20 protein-coding genes are annotated in these 22,126 nt (G+C 37.3%); 9 read left to right on the top strand and 11 right to left on the bottom strand.

Going from position 1 to position 22,126, the window contains the following annotated elements; translation table 11 throughout:
* Positions 1-44 precede the first annotated feature (44 nt).
* From M0D58_RS12180 to M0D58_RS12170, 3 genes are read left to right on the top strand one after another with little or no spacing between them, the layout of a single operon-like run.
* Positions 45-965, top strand: coding sequence for a helix-turn-helix transcriptional regulator (locus M0D58_RS12180; protein ID WP_248389598.1), 921 nt, complete (start codon positions 45-47; stop codon positions 963-965).
* 44 nt (positions 966-1,009) lie between these two features.
* Complete coding sequence (locus tag M0D58_RS12175; protein WP_248389596.1) at positions 1,010-1,642, top strand: energy transducer TonB; 633 nt, start codon at positions 1,010-1,012, stop codon at positions 1,640-1,642.
* A 1-nt stretch (position 1,643) separates the two neighbouring features.
* A complete protein-coding gene (locus M0D58_RS12170; protein ID WP_248394977.1) occupies positions 1,644-2,075 on the top strand; it encodes a nucleoside deaminase in 432 nt (143 codons plus the stop codon).
* Positions 2,076-2,158: 83 nt separating this feature from the next.
* Here M0D58_RS12170 and M0D58_RS12165 read toward each other — a convergent pair whose 3' ends face one another.
* The 4 genes from M0D58_RS12165 to M0D58_RS12150 all read right to left on the bottom strand — a co-directional run bounded on the left by M0D58_RS12165 (position 2,159) and on the right by M0D58_RS12150 (position 7,380).
* Complete coding sequence (locus M0D58_RS12165; RefSeq protein WP_248389594.1) at positions 2,159-2,917, bottom strand: type III pantothenate kinase; 759 nt, start codon at positions 2,915-2,917, stop codon at positions 2,159-2,161.
* A 164-nt stretch (positions 2,918-3,081) separates the two neighbouring features.
* Positions 3,082-4,923: a M1 family metallopeptidase gene (locus M0D58_RS12160; protein WP_248389592.1), complete on the bottom strand. Its 1,842-nt coding sequence runs from the start codon at positions 4,921-4,923 to the stop codon at positions 3,082-3,084.
* A gap of 137 nt (positions 4,924-5,060) precedes the next feature.
* Positions 5,061-5,540 (bottom strand): DUF1572 domain-containing protein, encoded by a 480-nt coding sequence (locus M0D58_RS12155; RefSeq protein ID WP_248389590.1) that lies wholly within the window; start codon positions 5,538-5,540, stop codon positions 5,061-5,063.
* Positions 5,541-5,691: 151 nt separating this feature from the next.
* Positions 5,692-7,380: a DUF6909 family protein gene (locus tag M0D58_RS12150; protein WP_248389588.1), complete on the bottom strand. Its 1,689-nt coding sequence runs from the start codon at positions 7,378-7,380 to the stop codon at positions 5,692-5,694.
* A gap of 565 nt (positions 7,381-7,945) precedes the next feature.
* On the opposite strand from M0D58_RS12150, the gene M0D58_RS12145 reads away from it, so the two are divergent.
* The gene (locus tag M0D58_RS12145) at positions 7,946-10,141 is read left to right on the top strand and encodes a glutamine synthetase III family protein (RefSeq protein WP_248389586.1); all 2,196 of its coding nucleotides are present in this window, start codon (positions 7,946-7,948) and stop codon (positions 10,139-10,141) included.
* Between the two features lie 425 nt (positions 10,142-10,566).
* Positions 10,567-11,280 (top strand): C40 family peptidase, encoded by a 714-nt coding sequence (locus M0D58_RS12140; RefSeq protein WP_248389576.1) that lies wholly within the window; start codon positions 10,567-10,569, stop codon positions 11,278-11,280.
* Positions 11,281-11,425: 145 nt separating this feature from the next.
* Here M0D58_RS12140 and M0D58_RS12135 read toward each other — a convergent pair whose 3' ends face one another.
* From M0D58_RS12135 to M0D58_RS12105, 7 genes are all read right to left on the bottom strand, one after another.
* On the bottom strand, positions 11,426-11,656 hold the full coding sequence (locus M0D58_RS12135) for a pentapeptide repeat-containing protein (RefSeq protein WP_248389574.1): 231 nt from the start codon (positions 11,654-11,656) through the stop codon (positions 11,426-11,428).
* Positions 11,653-12,000 (bottom strand): pentapeptide repeat-containing protein, encoded by a 348-nt coding sequence (locus M0D58_RS12130; protein ID WP_248389572.1) that lies wholly within the window; start codon positions 11,998-12,000, stop codon positions 11,653-11,655. Before M0D58_RS12130 ends, M0D58_RS12135 begins: the two co-directional genes overlap by 4 nt.
* Before the next feature lie 72 nt (positions 12,001-12,072).
* Entirely contained in the window at positions 12,073-13,302 is a 1,230-nt protein-coding gene (rodA, locus tag M0D58_RS12125) for a rod shape-determining protein RodA (protein WP_248389570.1), read from the bottom strand.
* The gene (locus tag M0D58_RS12120; protein WP_248389568.1) at positions 13,299-15,290 is read right to left on the bottom strand and encodes a penicillin-binding transpeptidase domain-containing protein; all 1,992 of its coding nucleotides are present in this window, start codon (positions 15,288-15,290) and stop codon (positions 13,299-13,301) included. The genes rodA and M0D58_RS12120 overlap by 4 nt, the downstream gene beginning before the upstream one ends.
* 44 nt (positions 15,291-15,334) lie before the next feature.
* Positions 15,335-15,841, bottom strand: coding sequence for a rod shape-determining protein MreD (locus M0D58_RS12115; RefSeq protein WP_090000063.1), 507 nt, complete (start codon positions 15,839-15,841; stop codon positions 15,335-15,337).
* Entirely contained in the window at positions 15,834-16,688 is an 855-nt protein-coding gene (gene mreC, locus M0D58_RS12110; protein ID WP_248389566.1) for a rod shape-determining protein MreC, read from the bottom strand. Before mreC ends, M0D58_RS12115 begins: the two co-directional genes overlap by 8 nt.
* A 27-nt stretch (positions 16,689-16,715) precedes the next feature.
* Positions 16,716-17,741, bottom strand: coding sequence for a rod shape-determining protein (locus tag M0D58_RS12105; RefSeq protein WP_027381028.1), 1,026 nt, complete (start codon positions 17,739-17,741; stop codon positions 16,716-16,718).
* Between the two features lie 402 nt (positions 17,742-18,143).
* Here M0D58_RS12105 and hemA point away from each other — a divergent pair, with 402 nt between their 5' ends.
* From hemA to hemE, 4 genes are read left to right on the top strand one after another with little or no spacing between them, the layout of a single operon-like run.
* Complete coding sequence (hemA, locus tag M0D58_RS12100; RefSeq protein ID WP_248389564.1) at positions 18,144-19,418, top strand: glutamyl-tRNA reductase; 1,275 nt, start codon at positions 18,144-18,146, stop codon at positions 19,416-19,418.
* The gene (gene hemC / locus M0D58_RS12095; RefSeq protein WP_248389562.1) at positions 19,405-20,316 is read left to right on the top strand and encodes a hydroxymethylbilane synthase; all 912 of its coding nucleotides are present in this window, start codon (positions 19,405-19,407) and stop codon (positions 20,314-20,316) included. Before hemA ends, hemC begins: the two co-directional genes overlap by 14 nt.
* A gap of 33 nt (positions 20,317-20,349) precedes the next feature.
* Positions 20,350-21,033: a uroporphyrinogen-III synthase gene (locus tag M0D58_RS12090; protein WP_248389560.1), complete on the top strand. Its 684-nt coding sequence runs from the start codon at positions 20,350-20,352 to the stop codon at positions 21,031-21,033.
* Between the two features lie 40 nt (positions 21,034-21,073).
* Entirely contained in the window at positions 21,074-22,111 is a 1,038-nt protein-coding gene (gene hemE, locus M0D58_RS12085; RefSeq protein WP_248389558.1) for a uroporphyrinogen decarboxylase, read from the top strand.
* Positions 22,112-22,126 lie beyond the last annotated feature (15 nt).

Here is a 22,126-nt window from a genome sequence, read left to right as displayed (position 1 = left end):
ATGAAATTAATAACCGTAGAAACTGCATCATAAATTATATCCGAATGAAAAAAGATTTTTACCTGACAAGATATGCTTTGATCATTAAAAGATTAGAAAGCTCTCCTGCTACTTATCCTCAACTGGAAGACTATCTGCTCAATTCTTTTGAATTTCAGGATGCAGGAATCAAAAGCTATTCGATACGGACTCTACAGCGGGATATAAGGGAAATTTCCGATCTGTTTAACCTTTCCATTCACAACAAGAAGAAAGGTGACAACAGATATTATATTGAGAGCCGCCCGATCATGGAAGTGGATGAATACAACCAGAAATTACTTGAATCTTTCCAAGTAAGCAATGCTCTGAATCTTCATCCGGATTTTTCAGATTTTATCTTTTTTGAAAGCAGAAAGCCTACAGGAGTTGAGCATTTTTATGATCTGTTTTTTGCCATCAGAAATAAAAGAATCGTTTCTTTTGAGCATTATAATTATAAAAATAAACTGATGACTTCAAGAAAGGTACACCCGCTGGCATTAAAAGAATCTAAAGACCGGTGGTACCTCATTGCCATTGACACAAAGGATAAAATGCTGAAATCTTTCGGGCTGGACAGGATTAATTATCTTGATGTGAATGATAAACAATTTAAAGAAAAGTACAAATATAACTTCAGGGAACATTTTAAAAATGCTTTCGGGGTTATGAATCTTACTGCACAGAATCCTCAGAAGATTGTTCTGAAATGCAGCAGACATCAGGGCGAGTACATCAAAAGTTTTCCGCTTCACCAATCCCAGAAAGAAATAAAGGAAACGCCGGAAGAAATCTATTTTGAATTCTTTCTTCATCCTACCTATGATTTTATGCAGGAAATTTTATCGTACGGAAAAGAAGTTCAGGTTTTAGAACCGAAGATTTTAGTTGATGAAATACGCAACCATCTGCAGGAGTCCCTGAACAGCTATCTGAAAGAGTAAACAATGTATTGTATTTTTGATTACATTTACATAAATATATCACAGTGAAATTCCTGCTTCCATACTTTTTCTTCTTAATTTCTTCTTTTTGTTTTTCCCAGCAGACTGAAGATTTCAGGCTTGTTAAACAATACTACAATCAGCATCGTTCTATGCTGGGACAGGAATTCAAGAAAAAATTTGATGCGGAAACAAACCAATTCCATAAAGCTTCCATAAAAAGCGATTATCAGCTTTTCATGCAGAAAATGGATAGTATAGAAAATGTTGCGCTTACCGGCGTTTTATTAAAAACAAAGAACCTGGAAGATCTGGGAAGACTGCACCTCATAAAAACAAATACATCTTCCCAGGCTTCGGCTGTAGCCACTGTAATTACCGATAAAGCAGCAGACTATCCCGGAGGCATTAATGAACTCAGAAAAGAAGTTTCCGATCTGTTTTATCTGGGAGGTGTTCATTCTGAGGTTAAAACGATTAAAACCATTGTTGCTTTCATTGTAGAAATTGACGGCACGATAACAAATGTTGAAGCACAGGGAGAGAATTTTACTTTTAACAGACAGGCTGAAATTGCCCTATATTCTGTTCCAAAGAAATTTTTCCCGGCTGTTGTCAATGGAAATCCCGTACGATACCGTTTCCGGCTTCCTTTAACAATGAAACTTGAAGATTAACATGTTTACCGACGAATATTTTATGAAAATGGCGCTCAGCGAAGCGCATCTCGCCCTTGAAAAAGATGAAGTTCCGATTGGCTGTGTGGTGGTTTCCAACAACCGGGTCATTGCAAGAGCACATAACCTCACCGAAACATTGAATGACGTTACTGCCCATGCGGAGATGCAGGCCATTACTTCCGCCGCTCATTTTCTTGGCGGAAAATATCTTAAAAACTGCACGCTGTACGTCACGCTGGAACCCTGTGTAATGTGTTCCGGAGCCCTTTCGTGGTCACAGATCTCAAAAGTAGTAATCGGCGCAAGAGACGAGCAGCGCGGTTTCATCAACAAACATCTTACCCTCCATCCTAAAACGGAAATCGTAACCGGAATTATGGAAAATGAATGCTCTTCTATTGTAAAAGAATTTTTCAGATCAAAGAGATGATGAATTAAGATTAAGGCTTAGAGTTAGGTCTTCAAAAACTTGTATATAAATTAAGCATACACTTACCAGACTTAACATCAGCCTTACAGATCTTTTCCTAAAAAATAAAGTCCTTTCAGCGTATGAAGCCTGTCCATCACATGGATTTTATCCGTTAAAGGTTTATAAACATGGGATACCCCGCCTGTAGCTACTACAAAACAACTATCCTGTACCTCATCATTAATCCTGTCTACAAAACCTTCCACCATTCCTAAAAATCCGTATACCATTCCGCTCTGCATACAGGTAACAGTATCCAATCCTAAAACGGTTTTCGGTTTCACCAGCTCAATTTCCGGAAGCTGGGCAGTCTGGCTGATGAGTGAGTTGAGAGCAGTAATAATCCCCGGAGCAATAATCACGCCTAAGGTTTCGCCATCTTCAGCAACACAGCTTGCTGTAAGCGCCGTCCCGAAATCCAGCACAATCTTCTTCCGATCCGGGTACATATTATGGGCCGCTACCAGATTGGCATAAATATCAGTTCCCATCTGTTTGGATTTTGCCTGAACTCCGGATGGAGTATTTCTGTCGACAATCACCGGATTGATCCCATGGATCTTCCTGATGGCCGAACTCATTATTTTTGTGAGCTGAGGCACTACAGAACCCATGATGATCTTATTAATTTCTTTTGGCTGAATTTTATAGGTCTGGTATAGCATAAGCATCTGAACATAAAGCTCGTCTGCCGTTCTGTAAGGCTTAGTATTGATGACCCACGAAATATCGCAGTTATCTTCATTAAAAAGACCGAATCTGATATTGCTGTTTCCTACATTAATTACTATTGAATTCATTTATTTGGTCTAATGGAATCACTAATTATTTAAGGCTTTAAATTTAATGATTTTATATAAGCCTGCTTACAATCTTCAAAATAAGTTTTATGGTGAAAGGAAATGCTTTAATAAAAATCCCTGCAGAAAAATTTCTGCAGGGATTTTTTATCTATGTTAAAACGTTATTTCACTTCAACAAAATTATCTTTCATATTCACATCGGCCATTCTTTCACTGAAATCTATTCCTAAAACAGACAACTGCGATTTTGTGTAAGGAACGGTAATAACGTATTCCTTTTGGGTCCAAGGCCAATAAGGCATTGTCTTGAATTCTCCGTAAGCATCTTTTTCTTTCCAAGTGTGGGTCATGTTCATCGGAATCTGATAGGTGATCACTTTTTTATCAGACGTTATTATGCTAAAATCAACCGGCATTGGAACCTGACCGTTATTTACCAGGGTAATGGTTGTAGATTTTGCTTCGTATTTCACATCTTTGATTCCGTAATCTATTGTTTTGGTTGTATTGATCCAGTAATGATGAAACCACTTCAGATCCATTCCTGAAACTTTTTGGGCAATATGCAGAAAATCTCTGTCGGAAGGATGTTTCAGCACCCATTGATCGTAATACTGCTTCAGGGTTTCCGTTAAATTCTGTTCACCCATAATATACCCCAGCTGCACAAGATACAGCTCCCCTTTTACGTAAGAAGCATAAGTATAGGAAGTACCGTTGTCATGATGATCTCCCAGCCATACTGCAGGCTCTTCAATTCCTTTTTTAATAAAATTCCTGTAGCCGTTGATTGAATTCACGAAAGGGTTTGGAAGTTCCTGTGCCGGTGGAAATAACTGATTCATCACATATCCTTCTGCATAGCTCGTGAAACCTTCATCCATCCACGGACGCATCGGTTCGTTGGTAGCCAACATCTGCTGGTACCAGGAATGAGCCCCTTCATGGGCCATTAATCCCATCAAGCCTTCAATATCCTGAGCTTCACCTAAAATCATGGTACACATGCCGTACTCCATTCCGCCATCACCACCCTGAATGAAGGCATATGTTGGGTAGACATATTTCCCGAAACGCGCATTCATCAGCTGGTAGTATTTTGTAAGATAAGGCTGCGCCTCTTCCCAGACCTTTGTTTTATCGTTATTCTGATACACCAGGAAGACTTTTGGACCTTGCGGAACGTCAAAGCTTTTTACAATGTAGTCTTTATCTGCAGCCCAGGCGAAATCCAGAATGTTTTTAGCAGTCCACTTCCATGTTGCTTTATTTTTATCTGCTTTAATTTTTGCATTCGGATCATACCCTTTTACATCTTCTGGATTTTCCAGAATTCCTCCTGCTCCGATTACATAATCTTTATTGATTTTAATGGTAACATCAAAATCCGCGAATGGTGCATGAAATTCTCTTCCGATATAATCAAAGGTTGCCCAGCCGTCATAATCATATTCTGCAATTTTCGGGTACCACTGGGTCATGGTCATATCCACCCCTTCCCTGTTGTTTCTTCCACTTCTTCGGATCTGCTGCGGAATCACGGCATCCCATTCTAATGTAAAGGTTGTTGAAGAATTTGGCTTAATAGACTCGGCCAGATATACTTTCATTACCGTTTCCTGAATTTCATATTTCAGCGTTTTGCCGTTTTGTTTAATCCAGTGAATATTCTGAGAACCTTCCTGATCTTTCGGAATGGAAGCAAGTCTGGAAATTCCGTCTTTCTGCAATCTTGAATCGCCGTTTTTTCCTTGTCCGGCAACTCTCTGATCCATCATCGAATTAGGCTTAAAGGCATTCCAATACAGATGAAAATACACTACATTAAGTTCGTCCGGAGAATTATTTTTATAATCCAGTGTCTGTTTGCCTTCATAAGTGAATTTTTCAGCATTAACATCAATATCCATTTTGTACTTCGCATTCTGCTGATAATAAGGCCCCTGCTGAGCCTGAAACTGAGAAATGACAAACGCAAACAGGATTGCAAAAGATCTTTTCATTTAAATTTTTTATTTTCTAAAGATATGTATTTAAATAAAAACCTCAAAAATTGTAATTATTGTTGAGGTTTTATTCTATTCATAAAGTTTAGATTAAAATTATTTAAGTTGTTAAATTTTGTCCGCTGATTTACATATTATGCAGATTCTTTTTGTTGAAGCAGTTTTTTAATTAAAGTAATCTGACCTAAATGATAATAGCAATGTTCAATCATTCCATCAATATTCCTGAGATACGTACCGTATTTTTCATCAACGAATCCTTCATTCATTTTAGAATCGGGCATCTGCTCCAGCAAGACTGCAAATTTTTCGGCATCTTTCCATAATTTGCTCTTCAGACTTTCCCATTGTTCTTCAGATTTTACCGGAGGAAGATCAAAACTGTACTGATCCCTGATTTCCAGATTTCCGCCTTCAAAAACATGGATAAGTCCGGCAATATAATAATCAATATGAAAAGTAAGCATGGCAATGGTATTCAGAGAACCTATTTTAGCGGTAGCCTGTTCCATATTTACATTGGATAACTGGTCTTTAAAATTGGTATTGGCAATCCATAAACCATCCAGCAACACTTCACGGAATCTTTTGGCTATTTGTGATGTTGAGCTCATTTGTTTTAATTTTTTTAAAGATAAGTTTTCTAAACACAAATTTCTCAAATAAAAAACACAATTTTAAGCACAAAATTTTGTAATTCGTGGTAAATAAAAAATCCCCCAAGGTTTTTAGAAACCTTGAGGGATTTAGATTCTATAATAAAAATTATTTTTTCACAGAAACTTCTTTTTTTCCGCTTTGTAAAATCTTTTCTAATATTCTTAATGTAATAAGATAAGTAGGCTTCACTCCTGTTAGTCCTAAACCGCCTGAAGAAAGCGTACTCCCTGTTTCCAACGGATTATCCGAAGCGTAATAAGCATACATCACAAAAAGATCCGGTGTAATATGATGCCTGATCTTAGACGCCACCTGAATAGCTTTCTGGTAATGTGCTCCTTCCATTTCAAGTCCGATGGCTTTCCACGAGGTATTCATAAAATAAGAAAGGATATCCCTGTTTTGGAGTGAAGTTCCCAATACGGTAATCATTGGTCCTTCAAAAGCCTGCAATTCATCATCTTTAAAATCTTCCGCTTTTAAGGCATTTTCAAATGGATAATTATCTGCTGTTCCTTCAAAAATATGTGAGGTCGGGATCATGATATCTCCTTTACCTCCGGCGAGAATTCCTGCTTTCCCCATAATGGAAACGGACTTTACTTTCATCATATAGACTTCGCCTTTATGCTCAAAAGGTCTAAGTAACTCATCCATTACTTCAAAAGCCTGCTCTCCGAAAGCATAATCAAAAACCATGATCACATCATCGCCTCCGAATTTAATATCCTGAAACGGCGTATTTTTAAGTTCGGCTTTGCTGAGGTCGATGATCTGAACATCAATATTACTTCCGCTCTTATCATTAATATAGATCATCCCTTGTTCAAGCGCATATTTCGAAACTTTGTCGCGAAGCTCTTTTTTATCAGAAATTTCTCCGTAAAGTTTGTAGTCGACCTTATGATCTTTCTTTTTGAGGGCTTCATTGGCATACAGCATATTTTTCACCGAATGCATATTGGCTGAAATAATATGGAGCGGACGCATGTGAAGATCGTTTTCATACAAAACCTCTTTTACTTTTTGAGCCCACTTTTCACCGAAATAATGATGCCCTACTCTTTCTTTCAATATGGCACTGAAATGGATTTCACGCTCTCTGGTTTGTTTTGCATCCTCAAGACTCACTTTAGCGAGATTATAGATGATTTTGAAAAGACGGTCCGGATTATTATCTTCACCGAAAGTATTATAAGCATTTAAAGTTTCATCAAAAGTCCGTCCTATAAGAGAAGACAGGTGAATGAGCGCAACTTCTTTTTCTTTTCTGCTGAATTTCTTTTCTCCTTTTACTACTTCTTCAATGATTTTGAAAGCACGTGTCGGCTTCCAGTTTTCATCCTGAATGAAAGCCAGGTTTCTTACCTTATCCGCTTCTATAAATAAGAAAGTTAAATGCGTAAGAATATCATAGATCTCGGAACGGCCCAAAAGCACTTCGATATTCATCTGATGTTCATCGATCCTGTAGCAGTTTCTTCTTCTCTTTTTGGGAACAATCGGTTCGAAACTTCCTTTATCAAACCCTTCATCCGAAGTAAGATGAATAAAAGCACATTCTTCAATTCCTTCCGGAAGCCTGTCCAGCACATACATCAAACCGTTCAGTTCGAGTTTACTCGGCACGTTCATACTTCCGTAGATTTCCGGATTGATGGTCTTTAACAAACTTCTGATCGTCTCCCCCGAAACACCGGCAGGTTTAAAAAAACCTCTGTAAAAGAGGTGTCTCATAGAAATATACAATCTTTCAATTGCTTCCGTTGTTTCTCTAGCTCTAGAATTTGTCATAAAATAAATTTCACACAAATATACAAAATCTCCGTCTAAATTATTTTAAGTGTCTTTTAATAAATGGCTTAACATAATATAAAAGAATGCTATCTATTTGCATTTTAACCCGAAAGTATTCGAAACACTCAAACCTTATCATTCTAAAATCTCAGAAGTTAATCAGGAGCTTTTTCCCGCTTTCTGCTGTATCTTTTTTGTCCTCCGATTTTTAAGACCTAAGCAGACAAAAAAGGATGTCGCGGCAATCGGGGCTAAGAAAAACCGGAGGCTTCGAGTCCCTCAGCCTCCGCTTTAATCATAATTAATAAAATAAATGAAAACTTTTAGTAATGCTTATGGGATAAATTTATAAATTGTACTTATCTAATAATAGAGTTGTTGCCAGCAGTTCACAAACAGACTAGGTCTTTTATTTATAACTCTACTTTAACAAAACCCCTCTTAAAGCTTACATCCCCATTTAAATTTTCATTAATTTTACAATTACCCCTTAATTTTTTAGGGTCAAAATATTTTTTATTTATTTTTTTCGTAAATTTGCATCGTAAAAATCAAACCTAATATGTCAACTTTAAGATTCAAAGCGTTAGAAACTTTACCATTTAAGGACTTTAGAAGAGATAATTCTGTAGAAGTTCCTGTAAAACTATCCGAATTGTTTTGCCAAAATGTTTTCTCAGAAGAGACAATGAGAGAATATTTAACAAAAGAAGCATTCAATTCTATTATGGATGCAGTAAAAAAAGGAACTAAAATCCAGAGACACATTGCAGACCAGGTAGCTGTAGCAATGAAAGACTGGGCCATGAGCAAAGGCGTAACCCATTACACGCACTGGTTCCAGCCATTAACAGGAAGCACTGCTGAAAAACACGATTCTTTCTTCACCCCGATTGAAGGCGGAAGAGCCATCGAAAGATTCAGCGGAAATTTATTGATCCAGCAGGAGCCGGATGCATCTTCTTTCCCGAACGGTGGTATCAGAAACACTTTTGAAGCGAGAGGATACACAGCATGGGATCCTACATCTCCGGCATTCATCATGGGAACAACTTTATGTATTCCTTCCATTTTCATCTCTTATACCGGAGAGACCTTAGATTATAAAGCGCCTCTTTTAAGAGCACTTAACTCTGTGGATGAAGCTGCAACCAATGTAATGCAGTATTTTGACAAAAACGTTACCAAAGTAACGCCTACTTTAGGTTGGGAACAGGAATATTTCCTTGTAGATTCAGCATTATACCAATCCCGTCCGGATCTTGTATTAACCGGGAAAACTTTATTAGGACATTCTCCCGCAAAAGGACAGCAATTGGACGATCATTATTTCGGTTCTATTCCTACGAGAGTAATGAACTTCATGATGGAATTAGAAGTGGAGTGCATGAAACTGGGAATCCCTGTAACAACGAGACATAATGAAGTAGCACCAAACCAGTTCGAGCTTGCACCAATGTTCGAAGAGGTAAACGTTGCCGTTGACCACAATTCTTTATTGATGGATGTAATGGCAAGAGTTGCCCACAGACACCATTTCCATATTTTATTCCACGAAAAGCCATTCGCAGGCGTAAACGGAAGCGGAAAGCACAATAACTGGTCTTTAGCAACCGATACCGGTGAAAACTTATTAAGCCCTGGAAAAAACCCTAAGAAAAACTTACAGTTCTTAACATTCTTCGTGAATACCATCAAAGCGGTTCATGAATATGCAGACCTTTTAAGAGCAAGTATAGCTTCAGCAAGCAACGATCACAGATTAGGTGCCAACGAAGCTCCACCGGCAATTATCTCCGTATTTATCGGAAGCCAGCTTTTCAGAGTACTGGAAGAGCTTGAAAAAGTAAAGGAAGGAAAACTTTCCCCGGACGAAAAAACAGATTTAAAACTGAATGTTGTTGGAAAAATTCCTGAAATTTTGTTGGATAACACCGACAGAAACAGAACTTCTCCTTTTGCATTTACAGGAAATAAATTCGAAATCAGAGCGGTTGGATCTTCTGCAAACTGCGCAGAATCTATGACGGTAATGAATACCATCGCAGCAAAACAGCTTCGTGATTTCAAAAAAGAAGTGGATGCATTAATTGAAAAAGGTCTTAAGAAAGACGAAGCTATCTTCAACGTATTAAGAGAGTACATCAAGCAGTGTAAAAACATCATGTTTGAAGGTGACGGATATTCTGACGACTGGGCAAAAGAAGCTGAAAAGAGAGGATTAAATAATTTAAAAACCACTCCTGAAGCTCTTAAACAGGAAATGGATGAGAAGTTTTTATCGCTTTATGAAGAGTTGGGAATTTTTACTCACAGAGAAGTTGAAGCAAGAAACGAAATCAAATTAGAAAAATATTCAACGGTTATTGATATTGAAGCAAGAGTATTAAGTGACATCGCAAGAAACCATATTATTCCTTCTGCTTTAAATTATCAGAACAGACTGATTGAAAACGTAAAAGGCCTTAAAGAAATCTTTGGAGATAATGAGTTCAAATCTCTGGCCAAAGAACAGATGAGCTTAATCACAAGTATTTCTGAGAATGTATCTAAAATAAAATTAGGTGTTGAAGATCTTATCAAGGCAAGAGAAGAAGCTAAAGCAGTTACTGAAAGCCAAAAGCAGGCGGAAGATTACTGCAATAAAGTGAAGCCGCTATTCGACGATATCAGAGAAGCATCAGATGCTCTTGAAATGATGGTGGATGATGAGCTTTGGCCAATGACAAAATATAGAGAAATGTTATTTACAAAGTAACATCTGTAAAGTTCCATATTAGTTAAACTCTCCGGTATTTCCCGGAGAGTTTTTTTTATCACACTTTAGGAATGCATTCCAATTCAATATTAACAACAATCTGGATTTCAGCAGGATATTATTTAAAAATACTTCTAAAAAATACTATTGATCCAATTCTTAAAATTAGAGTTATTCATCAGATACCACAGATTCTGAAGCATATATGTTTTTATTTTGTTAAAGAATCTTAATAAAAAAAACCGCTAACATACCCAAAATAGGCCGTTGCGGTTTATTTTTCTTTAACATACTTAAATAATATGTTAAAATGTGTTAAAAAAAGAACATGATAATATTCATACCAAAGCTCTTTTGTAGGGAATACATATTTTTGTATTGCTTTTGAAAAATACTTATTCCTTTAACACGGTAATCAAATATATATGAAGAAAAGAGTTTTGTTTTATTTAGTTGCTTTAGTTTCTACAGTATCGTTACAATCATGTGTTACAAATTATGTAGTATCAAAACCAGCAACTTACGCTAAAGAATACAAAACAGATGCCAAACTAGCTTCTATTGACACTCACAAAATGGAGCAGGACAAGCAACAACTGATTAATTCATTTCTTGCAGAAAAGGCAGCTTCTTTAGCAAATGCTAAAAATTCCATTAAAAATTCTGAGATTGCAAAAGCAATCATGCACAATAAAACCATCGACAATATTTTAACAGAAGCACAGACTTACCTGGGAACTCCTTACCGATACGGAGGGATGACCAGAAACGGGATAGACTGCTCAGCTTTTGTTCTTTCCGTTTTCGGGGCAGCAGCAGGGCTTAGCTTACCAAGAGTAGCAGCTTCCCAGTCTCAGGAGGGAGAAAAAGTAGAAAAAGAAAATCTTCAGAAAGGAGACCTGATTTTCTTTTCTCACGGAAGAAGAATTTCTCACGTAGGTATTGTAGAAAGTGTATCGGAAGATGGTGAAGTGAAGTTCATTCACGCTGCCACCTCAAAAGGAGTAATGGTTTCTTCACTGAACGACTCTTACTGGGGTCCGAAGTACAGATTCGGAAAAAGAATAATCAATGAGAACGGAGAAGCAATCAACAATCTTGCAGCAACAACTCCCGCATCAAACGGAACAAATTTTTAATTTTAAATAATTGATTTAAATAATGAAACCATCAAAATTTTTGATGGTTTTTTTATTGCTGAACTTTTTTGCTTTGCAAATCCACCCCTAAAGGAAGAAAATTGCTTTTCTTTAAATTAAATGTAATAAAAACTTATATAAACAACTATGCGTTTTTATCAATTTCTATATTGAATTGAAGCAATAGTCCATGAACTTGAGAAAGTGAAAATCTTGCCTTTTTAAGCTTATTTTGGGAAGGATCAATGGAATAATTAACCGATGTTCTGAAATCAGCTTTTTCGAGATTTGTATTGTCAAATACAGCGCCGGACAGATCACAGTTATTAAATATTGCAAGTGAGAGATCAGCATCAGAGAAATCGACTTCAATCAATTTTGAATCTTTAAATAATGTCTTTTTAATGCTTGTTTGTAGAAAACAGAATTATTTAAATAACATCCGTCAAACCTAAACGACATTCCAAATTCATTGCATTCGTTAAAATGAAGGCCGAACATCTTACATTCTTTAAAGATAACTTCCCGGAAGGCGGTTCTACAGAGTTTTGCCATGCTTAGATTACAGCCTGTAAATTCACAGTTATTAAAACTGAAACCAGAAAGATCAGCATATTCAAGATTACAATTCCGAAAGATACAGTGTTCATATTCTCCTCTTTGAATTTGTGAAAAATCTGCATTTTCGAAAGTTTGATCTAAAATGTACACTTCTTCCATAGATTATGATTGAATTAAAAAATTACCTCTTGCTGAGATGCAGAGATTTTGATACTATTCGAGACTTACCGCTTATACCAAGCTATTCTTATCCGAATAATTTAATTTAAAGAAAATAAAGGTCATCATCGAAAAGGCAAGCAGAGAACTTCCTCCATAACTGAAATAAGGCAAAGGAATCCCAACCGTCGGAAACAAGCCCATAACCATGCCTAAATTAATAGTAAAGTGCATTAAAAGGATCGAAGCAAAGCAGTATCCAAAAACACGGTTAAACCCCGATTTCTGTTGTTCTGCCAGATAATAGATTCTTCCAATGTAAACCATGTAGCAAAGGATCAACAATGCACTTCCTGCAAAGCCCCATTCTTCGCCAACGGTGCAGAAAATATAATCGGTTTCCTGTTCGGGAACGAATTTACCCTGGGTAACAGAACCTTCACGATATCCTTTCCCCCACAGTCCGCCAGATCCGATCGCTGTTTTTGAATACAGCAAATTGTATCCCGATGTATCTCTGAACGCTTTTTCACCTTTATAGAGTACTTCAATTCTTTCTCTCTGGTGCTTTGGAAGTTTTTCTAAAATATATGGCGAACCGAAGGCCAGTCCGCAAAGTAAAACAACCGATCCTACAATTCCCGAAATGGAAATAATGTTCCATGACATTTTGTAGTAATTCATGGCAATCCACCCTCCTACGATCAAAACAATGGCAAGGGCAACCCAAATAGGATTAACAGCCAGGGAAATGAGGAAAACTGCAGCAAAAAGAAATCCTACTCCAAATAATAATCCGCTAAGTCCTTCCCTGTATAATGCAATGAAAAATGCGATAAAAACCAACATGGAACCCACATCAGGAATAGCCAGAACCACCACTGCAGGAATCCCGATAATAGCTAATGTAGTCCAAAATGATTTTTTATTCTTTAAATTAAATTCAGGACCGGAAACATAATTGGCAAGCATTAATGCGGTCCCGATTTTGGCAAACTCCACAGGCTGCATCGTAAAACTACCGAACTTGTACCAGTTTTTCTGTCCGAGAATCTCTTTACCGAAAGGAAATAACCCAATCAGTAACAAGACGCCACCAATATAAATAATCCCTGACATATTTTCAAAGAACTTACTTCTTCCCACGAAAATTACCAGCCCTACAAAAAGTGAAATACCAAAGAAAATCAATTGTTTTTCTCCTAATTTCTGATCTACACTGTAAATATTTGCAATGGCAAAAGCACAAAGCAGAAAATACAGACCGAGACCTAATTTATCTATTCCTTCTGCCCATTTCATTGCTTAGCCGGTTTTGTTTTATTTACATTCTTTTTTTCCTCTTCTGCCTTTTTCTGCATTTTAGCCTTCTGTTCCTTTATCAATTTTAAGCTGTCCAGAATTCTTTTTTGCTTTATAGAATCCTCACTTGGCTTGTAAAGGCCTTTACGCTTGAGATCGGCAATCCATTGTCTTTTGTATTCAGGCATAAAACTGGAGGTCACCATTTTCTTATAGAGGTGTTCACGTTTGATGTCTCCTGTAATATATTTTTCAGCAATAATTGTCGCTGCCGGACCAGCCCAGGTTGCTCCGAATCCTGCATGTTCCATAACGGCTGCTACTACAATCTTCGGTTTATCTGCAGGAGCGATCAATACAAAAATCGAATTGTCCTTTCCCTGAGGCACCTGCGCAGTGCCTGTTTTCGCAAGCTGGGTAAAATCACTTGATTTTAAGCCTCGTGCCGTGCCATTCAAAACAACAGCTTCCATACCTCTTAATACAGGATCAAAATGCTTTTTATCAACTAAGGTCTGATGTTTCTTTTTGAATCTTGGATCAGGATTTGGTTTTCCGTCAATTGCTTTAACGATATGAGGAGTATAATACCATCCTTTATTGGCAATAGCAGAAACATAATTGGCAAGCTGAAGCGGCGTTACCAGTACATCCCCCTGTCCCATTCCGTTGTAGATGGCACCGGTGGACATCTCGTCCCAGTTTTTAAAGTCTGTTCTTTTAGAACCACTGGCTTTCATAATGGCTTTAAATCTATTTTCATAGAAATCACCAGAAGGGATTCTACCTCTGGCTCCTACTGCAAAATCATTATTTAAAAATTCACCTACCCCAAAGCTGCTCATGATTTTTTTCCACTCATCAACACCTCTGGAAGGATTTCCGGGATATTTTTTAATGATCGCAATAAAAGCATATGTAAAGAAACAGTTACTCGAAACCTGAATAGAAGGGATTAGAGGATCTGCACCGCCGTGACCTTTAATTCTTTTTCCTTTATAATAAAACCCGCCACCGCAGGGAAAAATTGTCTTCTCATCCATTACGCCCATCTGCATTGCCGCAAGAGCCGTTAACAATTTAAAGGTAGAACCCGGCGGATATGCAGCCTGAAGTGACCTGTCAAAGGTTGGTTTATTTTCGTAAATCGTATCTTTTGAAAGAGCGTAGAGATTCCTTGATTTATTTGGGCCTGTAAATAGATTGGGATCAATATCAGGACCTGTTGCGGCCACCAAAACTTCGCCGTTATTGGGATCAATAGCCACAATTGCACCATGCTTGTTGACCATCATTTCCTCTGCAATTCTTTGGAGGTCATAATCAATAGTAAGGGTGATATCTTTCCCGGTAACCACATCTTTATCAAGAGATCCGTTTTTGTAAGGTCCTACATTACGAAGCTTAATATCTTTCTGAATGTACTTCATTCCCTTAATCCCCCGCAATTCTTTTTCATAAGCCTTTTCAATTCCCGTTTTACCGATGAAATCTCCGGGCAGATAATAGGCAGAATCTTTTTTGATCTCTCTTTCGTTTACTTCACTCGTATATCCCAAAAGATTTCCGGAAGTTGAAACCTCATACTGGCGCTGTGGCCTTGACACAATACTAAATGCCGGATATTTAAATATAATCTCCTGAACCCTCGCAATATCTTCCCTGCTGAGATTTTTCATGAAAGTCATCGGCGTCAGTTTGGAATAATATTTTTCTTTCTTAATGGCATCAATGGTTCTGATAAAATCGTTTTTAGAAATTTTCATCAGATTACAGAAGGCAATTGTATCAAAATCAGGTCTCATGAGAGCCTGTGTAAAAGAAATTTCATAGGCAGGCTGGTTTCCCACCATAATCTTCCCGTTCCTGTCAAAAATAACTCCACGCTGTGGGATGACATATTCTATTTTAATGGAAGTATTGGCGGCATTAAGCGCATACCTATCGGTAAAAAGCTGTAAATAAGCCAATCTCGCTATAAAAATCATAGCGATTATCAGAAGAACGGAAAAGATTTTTAAATAACGTGTGTTCAAACTTTTTGTTTGATTTTAAATATTAATGCGTAGATAACTATAAATATAAATGAAATTATACTCGTTACCAATACATTAAATAATATTTCAAAAAATCTGCTCAGCTTAAAAAACTCTATATATTGTACTAAAAGCTGATGCAAAAAGATGCTCGTAAATAAAAACAGCAAAAACTGCGCCCACTGTAGGGACTGAAACGAGAAGAAATCTGTAGAAGTATCTGTAGAAGTTCTAAAAATCAATGTCCTGAAATAGGCAATCAGGGTTGTCGCAAAAGCATTGATTCCCCAGGAATAGAGGAATGCGTCAACCGACAGTCCAATCAGAAAACTCAATGCTAAAAACTGGAACTTATTTCTGAAAAAAGGATAAAACATAACAAATACAGGATAAAGCACCGGCGTATACTTCCCGAAAATGGTAATCCTGTTCAATACAAAAATTTGTAATGCAACCAGGAAAATCATGATTAATATGTCCGTAAATAAAGTTCTGCTAATCATCTTCCTTTTTTATTACAGATTGCATCGTATCCTGAATTTTTTGTACTTCCGCTTTTTTAAGGTTTTTAACGACATAAACTTTACTCAGTGCTCCCATTTTCTCACTCAGCTCAACCGAAATATCCCAAAACCCTGTTTTATTATCAACGGAATATCCTGCTACAGTACCAATCATTACACCTTTAGGAAAGATTGCTGATTTACCATCGGTTACTACAGTATCACCAATTTTCAGGGCTACGTATTTTGGAATATCAGCAAGATGCATCACTCGGGAATTGTCCCCGTTCCACGTAAGCGTTCCGAAATACCCCGAATTTTTAAGAGCAGCATTGATTCTGATTTTATTTACACTCAACACCGACTGTACTAAAGCATAGCTGTCTGTAGAGTTGATCACAATTCCTGCAATGCCTTTAGGAGCCATAACTCCCATTTGCGGAAATACGCCATCTCTTCTTCCCCTGTTGATGGTAAAATAATTATTTCTTCTGTTGATACTGTTGAAAACGATTTCACCATCTACAAATGTATAGATCTGTCCGCCTCCCAGCGTATCATGAACTTTCCTGAACTGAGGATTTTTAGCGCCCTGTTTTCCGTAAAGTTCCATCATTAAGGCTTTATTTTGCGTAACAAGGTCTTCATTGATCTGTTTAAGCTTCAGATAAGAAACCCCTTCATCAATATATCCCGAAACCCAGGAATTCAGTGCAGCAGACTGTCCTGCGATCCAGGATTTCTGCATGGCATTTTTAGAGAATATCAGAATAAGAGCAATAATTTGCAGAAATATAAAGAAAACAAAAAGTGCATTCTTCGAAAATAATCTCAGCAAAAATCCCATTCAGATATATGTCGTAAAAAGTTAGAATTATTTTATTAAGAAATTGAATTTATCCATATTCTTAAGTGCGATTCCTGTTCCGCGAACTACAGCTCTCAACGGATCTTCTGCAACGAAAACAGGAAGACCTGTCTTTTTGTGCAATCTGTCCGCCAAACCTCTCAATAAAGCGCCACCACCAGCAAGATAAATACCTGTTTTATAGATATCAGCAGCCAATTCCGGAGGAGTAAGGGAAAGCGTTTCCATTACCGCATCTTCAATTCTGATGATGGATTTGTCTAAAGCTCTTGCGATCTCTTTGTAGCCAACCATGATTTCTTTAGGTTTTCCTGTAATCAGGTCTCTACCCTGTACCGGAATATCTTCGATATCAACATCAAGGTCCTCAACGGCAGAACCCACTTCAATTTTAATTCTTTCCGCAGTTCTTTCCCCGATGTAAAGGTTGTGATGAGTTCTTAAATAGTATGCAATGTCATTGGTAAATACGTCGCCAGCAATTTTCACAGATTTGTCGCAGACAATACCTCCCAGCGCAACTACTGCAATTTCCGTAGTACCGCCGCCTATATCGATGATCATATTTCCTTCCGGTTTCTGAACATCAATTCCTACTCCAATTGCAGCTGCCATTGGCTCATAAATCAGACGTACTTCTTTTGCGTTTACTTTTTGTGCAGAGTCTCTTACCGCTCTTTTTTCAACTTCCGTAATTCCTGAAGGAATACAGATTACGATTCTCAAAGCCGGCTGGATAAATTTACCTTTAATTCCTGGAATTTTTTTGATAAATTCTTTAATCATGTGTTCAGAAGCATGGAAATCGGCAATTACACCGTCTTTAAGCGGACGGATTGTTTTGATATCTTCATGAGTCTTACCCTGCATATGTTTCGCCTGTTCACCGACAGCAATCGGTCTTCCTGTTGAACGTTCAATAGCAACAATCGAAGGCTGATCTATAACAATTTTATTATTATGGATGATAAGGGTGTTGGCGGTACCCAGGTCTATCGCAATCTCTTGCGTAAACATATCGAATAAACTCATACTTTTACTTCTGATTTTTTAAAGAGTTACAAAGATATAAATTTAAGACGTCTAAAGAAATTTAACATGCAGATAATTTGGTTAAAATTTTATTAAAATTTATAATCACTTATTAACTTTTACTTTAAGTATTTACAGACTTTAATTTAAACCAGATTTAAGATAACACAGGCCTAATAAGGCATCACAGGAATTGAACTATTTTTTTTATTGCACACAGATGTGATTTGATTCGTATTATTTTGATTTTTTTAATTCTAAAATCTTATTTCCCATTAATTTCAGAAACCAATATTATGTTTTGCTATTATTTAGAATCATCCCAAAATAGTTTTTTACGATAATTATCATATACATTATAAGAAAGCGTTTTATCAAAAAAAACGTAAATTTGCCACGCTTATGTTACAGTATTCCAACATACATCAGACATCTAATTTTGCCGTACTTTCCATTAGCTATGAAAAAGCTGATGTAGAAACAAGAGGCAAATTTGCATTCTTTGACGAAAATATTAAAAATTTTGTCACCCGGATTCATAATGAAAATTTAGGGGACGCCTTTGTTGTCTCAACCTGTAACAGAACCGAAATTTATACTACCACATCTAATTATCTGCTGGTTGCTGAAGAATATTGTAAAACAATCGGGGTTAATCTGATGGATTTTCTTCAGTTTGCCAACATTCTTACCAAAGAAGAAGCTTTGGCCCATCTTTTCAGAGTAGCGGCCGGACTGGAAAGCCAGATCATCGGTGATTTTGAAATTATCGGCCAGATTAAAAAAGCATACAGCAGATTCAGAAAAGAAAGACAGAATTCCAATCCTTATCTTGAGAGGGCTATCAATGCAGCCATTCAGATTTCAAAAAGGATTAAAAACGAAACCGGAATTTCCAATGGTGCGGCTTCCGTATCATATGCGGCAGTTCATTATATTCTTAACAACCAGAAAAGACTTACCGAAAAAAACATTCTTCTTCTGGGAGTAGGAGAAATAGGCCAGAATACGGTGGAGAATCTCGTAAAGCACGTATATCAGCCTAAAATAAAAATCGCCAACAGAACACAGGAAACTGCTGAAAAAATTTCAGAGAAATATCACATTCCTCATATTGATTATACTGAATTTGATCAGGAGCTGAAGCAAACAGACATTCTCATTGTAGCAACCGGCGCAAGACATCCTATCGTCAATAAATCTCATTTCCCAAACGGAAAAGAAACACTGGTCATCGATCTGTCTATTCCGAATAATGTGGATAAGGACGTTACGGAAAACAAAAATGTAACCCTGATTGATGTTGATGAACTTTCAAAGCAGATCCAACAGACGATTCAGCAGAGGGAAAAAGAGATTCCGAAAGCTGAAAAAATTATCAAGGAACTGATGAAAGATTTTCTTGAATGGGAAAAAAAGAGAAAGCTCGCTCCCAATATTCATCATTTCAAAGCCGTTCTCAAGAACATGGAACGCAATGAAATGCATAATTTTTACAAAAAAAATAAATACATAAACATCACGGATATGGAACTTTCTGATAAAATGATCCAGAAAATTACCAACCGCTTTGCAAAATATATCATCGATAATCCGTTAAAAGCCGAAGAAATTAGTAAATTAATGCACGAAATATTAGTTGAACAACCAAACAACGAATTCAATGAAAAGCATTAGAATCGGAACCAGGAATTCCGCATTGGCACTTTGGCAGGCAAGAGAAGTTGCGAGACACCTTCAGAACAATAATTATTTAACGGAAATCGTTCCTATTGTATCATCCGGCGACAAAAATCTTACTCAGCCTCTTTATTCCCTGGGAATTACCGGCGTTTTTACAAGAGACCTTGATGTTGCCTTATTAAACGATGAGATCGATATTGCTGTACATTCTTTAAAAGATGTTCCCACGAATCTTCCTCAAAATCTTGAGATCGTATCTTACCTGGAAAGGGATTTCCCTCAGGATGTTCTGATCCGTAAAGAATCTGCAAAAAACAAGGAACTTCACGAGCTTAAACTGGCAACAAGCAGCTTGAGAAGAAGAGCTTTTTGGCTTAAAAATTTTCCTAATGCTGAATTTTCAGACATCCGTGGAAATATCCAGACCAGACTCCAGAAACTGGAAGATGGTGATTTTGATGCTACCATTTTATCTTTGGCAGGAATTAAAAGAATGAAAATGGACATCGATTATGAAATGCTTCCGTTTTTAATCCCGGCTCCTTCACAAGGGGTAATTGCAGTTGCGGGTCATGCAGACAAAACAGAAATCAACGAAATCGTAAGACGGTTTACCAATCATACAAACACCCAAATCTGCGTGGAAATGGAAAGAAATTTTCTTAATACACTGGAAGGTGGCTGTACGGCTCCCATCGGAGCTTTTGCCGAAATTTTTGAAGATCAGATCCGTTTTAAAGCGGCACTTTGTTCTTTAGATGGTAAAAATTGTATTTCAACCGATGAAAATTTCGTGTATAACAACGAAGAAAACTTCGGAAAAAATTTCGCTAAAGTTGTTTTGGAAAACGGAGGAAAAGAACTGATGGCAGAAATTAAAAATCAGATTTAAAATTCCATTATTCTTCAGGCTTAAAGCTAAAAAATGAAAATCTTATTTACCAAAAATATAGACCGAACGATTATATCCAAAGAATTAGGAGATGATATTGCGGTTGATTGTATTGAGGTGATAAAAACAACTCCTGTACAAATTCATCCTTTTGACCTGAAAGATTATTCAATCATTTTTACCAGTGTAAACGGCGTGGATTCATTTTTCAGAAATGGCTTTAGACCCGATGAAGATTTTACTGCAAAAAACTACAACAAGATTTACTGTGTAGGGGAAAAGACGAAAAAAGCGGTAAGGAAATACGGGTTCGGAACTTTCAAAGTACTGAAAAATGCAGATACCCTTTCAAAATTTATTACCGCAAAATGCCAGCATGAACGTTTTCTCCACTTCTGCGGAAACCTGGCCATAAGTGTTTTAGACAATGATCTTCCGCTGCAAAATATTAAATACAAAAAAGTTATCGTTTATAACACCGAAGAAATTAATCCGGTAATAACTGAAAAATATCATGCTGTCGTATTTTTTAGTCCGAGCGGAGTTCGTAGTTTTGCAAAGCAGAATTCACTGGAAAATATAACGCTGATATCCATTGGTGAAACCACATCCCGTGAAATCAGAAAACACAGTTCAGTAGCAGTTTTAACGGCTGAAGGTAATACTCTCTTATCTCTTTTTAAGCTGATACGAAAAGAAATTTTAAACAAAAACTGATATACAATTGTTCATTACCGACAATTTTATTTAATAGATTATGATTAAAAACGACCTATATTTAAAAGCGCTTCGCGGAGAAACCGTAGAAAGACCTCCTGTATGGATGATGAGGCAGGCAGGAAGATATTTGCCGGAATTTATTGCCCTTCGCGACAAATATGATTTCTTCACAAGATGTCAGACTCCCGAGCTGGCTTCCGAAATCACCGTACAGCCGATCCGAAGATTTCCGCTGGATGCAGCCATTTTGTTTTCGGATATTTTGGTGGTTCCGCAGGCGATGGGAATCGATTTTAAAATGAAGGAATCAGTAGGTCCGTGGCTTGATACGCCGATCAGAACGATGGAACAGGTTCAGAATGTTGCCGTTCCTGATGTGAATGATACGTTAGGCTATGTTTTTGATGCTATTGAACTGACTTTACAGAAATTAGATAATGAAATTCCGTTGATCGGTTTTGCAGGCTCTCCCTGGACTATCCTTTGCTACTGTGTGGAAGGAAAAGGAAGCAAAGCTTTTGATATTGCCAAATCTTTCTGTTTTACACAACCGGAAGCAGCCCATTTGTTACTTCAAAAAATTACAGACACTACTATTGCTTACCTGAAAAGAAAAGTTGAAAAAGGAGTGTCTGCCGTTCAGGTTTTCGATTCCTGGGGCGGGATGCTTTCTCCGGCAGATTATCAGGAATTTTCATGGAAATATATTAACCAGATCGTTGAAGCATTAAGTCCGCTGACGCATGTTGTGGTTTTCGGAAAAGGATGCTGGTTTGCACTGGAAGATATGGTACAGTCTCCTGTTTCCGCATTAGGCGTTGACTGGACGATTAAGCCTGAGTTTGCAAGAACGTTAACCAATCACACAATGACGCTACAGGGAAATTTTGATCCTGCAAGATTGCATTCAACTCCTGAAACAATCAAAAAAATGGTGACTGAAATGATCAACCGTTTCGGGAAAGACCGATATATTGCCAATTTAGGCCACGGAATTTTACCAAACATTCCTGTTGAAAATGCAGAAGCGTTTATCAGAGCGGTGGTGGATTGGAAACCAAATGCTGAGTTTTAAACTCCCACAGATTCT

It is taken from the genome of Chryseobacterium nepalense (assembly GCF_023195755.1).
GTDB classification, from domain to species: domain Bacteria; phylum Bacteroidota; class Bacteroidia; order Flavobacteriales; family Weeksellaceae; genus Chryseobacterium; species Chryseobacterium nepalense.
This window is presented reverse-complemented; position numbering and strand designations above follow the sequence as displayed.

Coding starts and splice junctions, on each gene's coding strand:
- M0D58_RS12180 (WP_248389598.1), top strand. CDS start 45: ATGAAAAAAGATTTTTACCTGACAAGATATGCTTTGATCATTAAAAGA.
- M0D58_RS12170 (WP_248394977.1), top strand. CDS start 1,644: ATGTTTACCGACGAATATTTTATGAAAATGGCGCTCAGCGAAGCGCAT.
- M0D58_RS12165 (WP_248389594.1), bottom strand. CDS start 2,917: ATGAATTCAATAGTAATTAATGTAGGAAACAGCAATATCAGATTCGGT.
- M0D58_RS12160 (WP_248389592.1), bottom strand. CDS start 4,923: ATGAAAAGATCTTTTGCAATCCTGTTTGCGTTTGTCATTTCTCAGTTT.
- M0D58_RS12155 (WP_248389590.1), bottom strand. CDS start 5,540: ATGAGCTCAACATCACAAATAGCCAAAAGATTCCGTGAAGTGTTGCTG.
- M0D58_RS12150 (WP_248389588.1), bottom strand. CDS start 7,380: ATGACAAATTCTAGAGCTAGAGAAACAACGGAAGCAATTGAAAGATTG.
- M0D58_RS12145 (WP_248389586.1), top strand. CDS start 7,946: ATGTCAACTTTAAGATTCAAAGCGTTAGAAACTTTACCATTTAAGGAC.
- M0D58_RS12140 (WP_248389576.1), top strand. CDS start 10,567: ATGAAGAAAAGAGTTTTGTTTTATTTAGTTGCTTTAGTTTCTACAGTA.
- M0D58_RS12130 (WP_248389572.1), bottom strand. CDS start 12,000: ATGGAAGAAGTGTACATTTTAGATCAAACTTTCGAAAATGCAGATTTT.
- rodA (WP_248389570.1), bottom strand. CDS start 13,302: ATGAAATGGGCAGAAGGAATAGATAAATTAGGTCTCGGTCTGTATTTT.
- M0D58_RS12120 (WP_248389568.1), bottom strand. CDS start 15,290: ATGATTTTTATAGCGAGATTGGCTTATTTACAGCTTTTTACCGATAGG.
- M0D58_RS12115 (WP_090000063.1), bottom strand. CDS start 15,841: ATGATTAGCAGAACTTTATTTACGGACATATTAATCATGATTTTCCTG.
- mreC (WP_248389566.1), bottom strand. CDS start 16,688: ATGGGATTTTTGCTGAGATTATTTTCGAAGAATGCACTTTTTGTTTTC.
- M0D58_RS12105 (WP_027381028.1), bottom strand. CDS start 17,741: ATGAGTTTATTCGATATGTTTACGCAAGAGATTGCGATAGACCTGGGT.
- hemA (WP_248389564.1), top strand. CDS start 18,144: ATGTTACAGTATTCCAACATACATCAGACATCTAATTTTGCCGTACTT.
- hemC (WP_248389562.1), top strand. CDS start 19,405: ATGAAAAGCATTAGAATCGGAACCAGGAATTCCGCATTGGCACTTTGG.
- M0D58_RS12090 (WP_248389560.1), top strand. CDS start 20,350: ATGAAAATCTTATTTACCAAAAATATAGACCGAACGATTATATCCAAA.
- hemE (WP_248389558.1), top strand. CDS start 21,074: ATGATTAAAAACGACCTATATTTAAAAGCGCTTCGCGGAGAAACCGTA.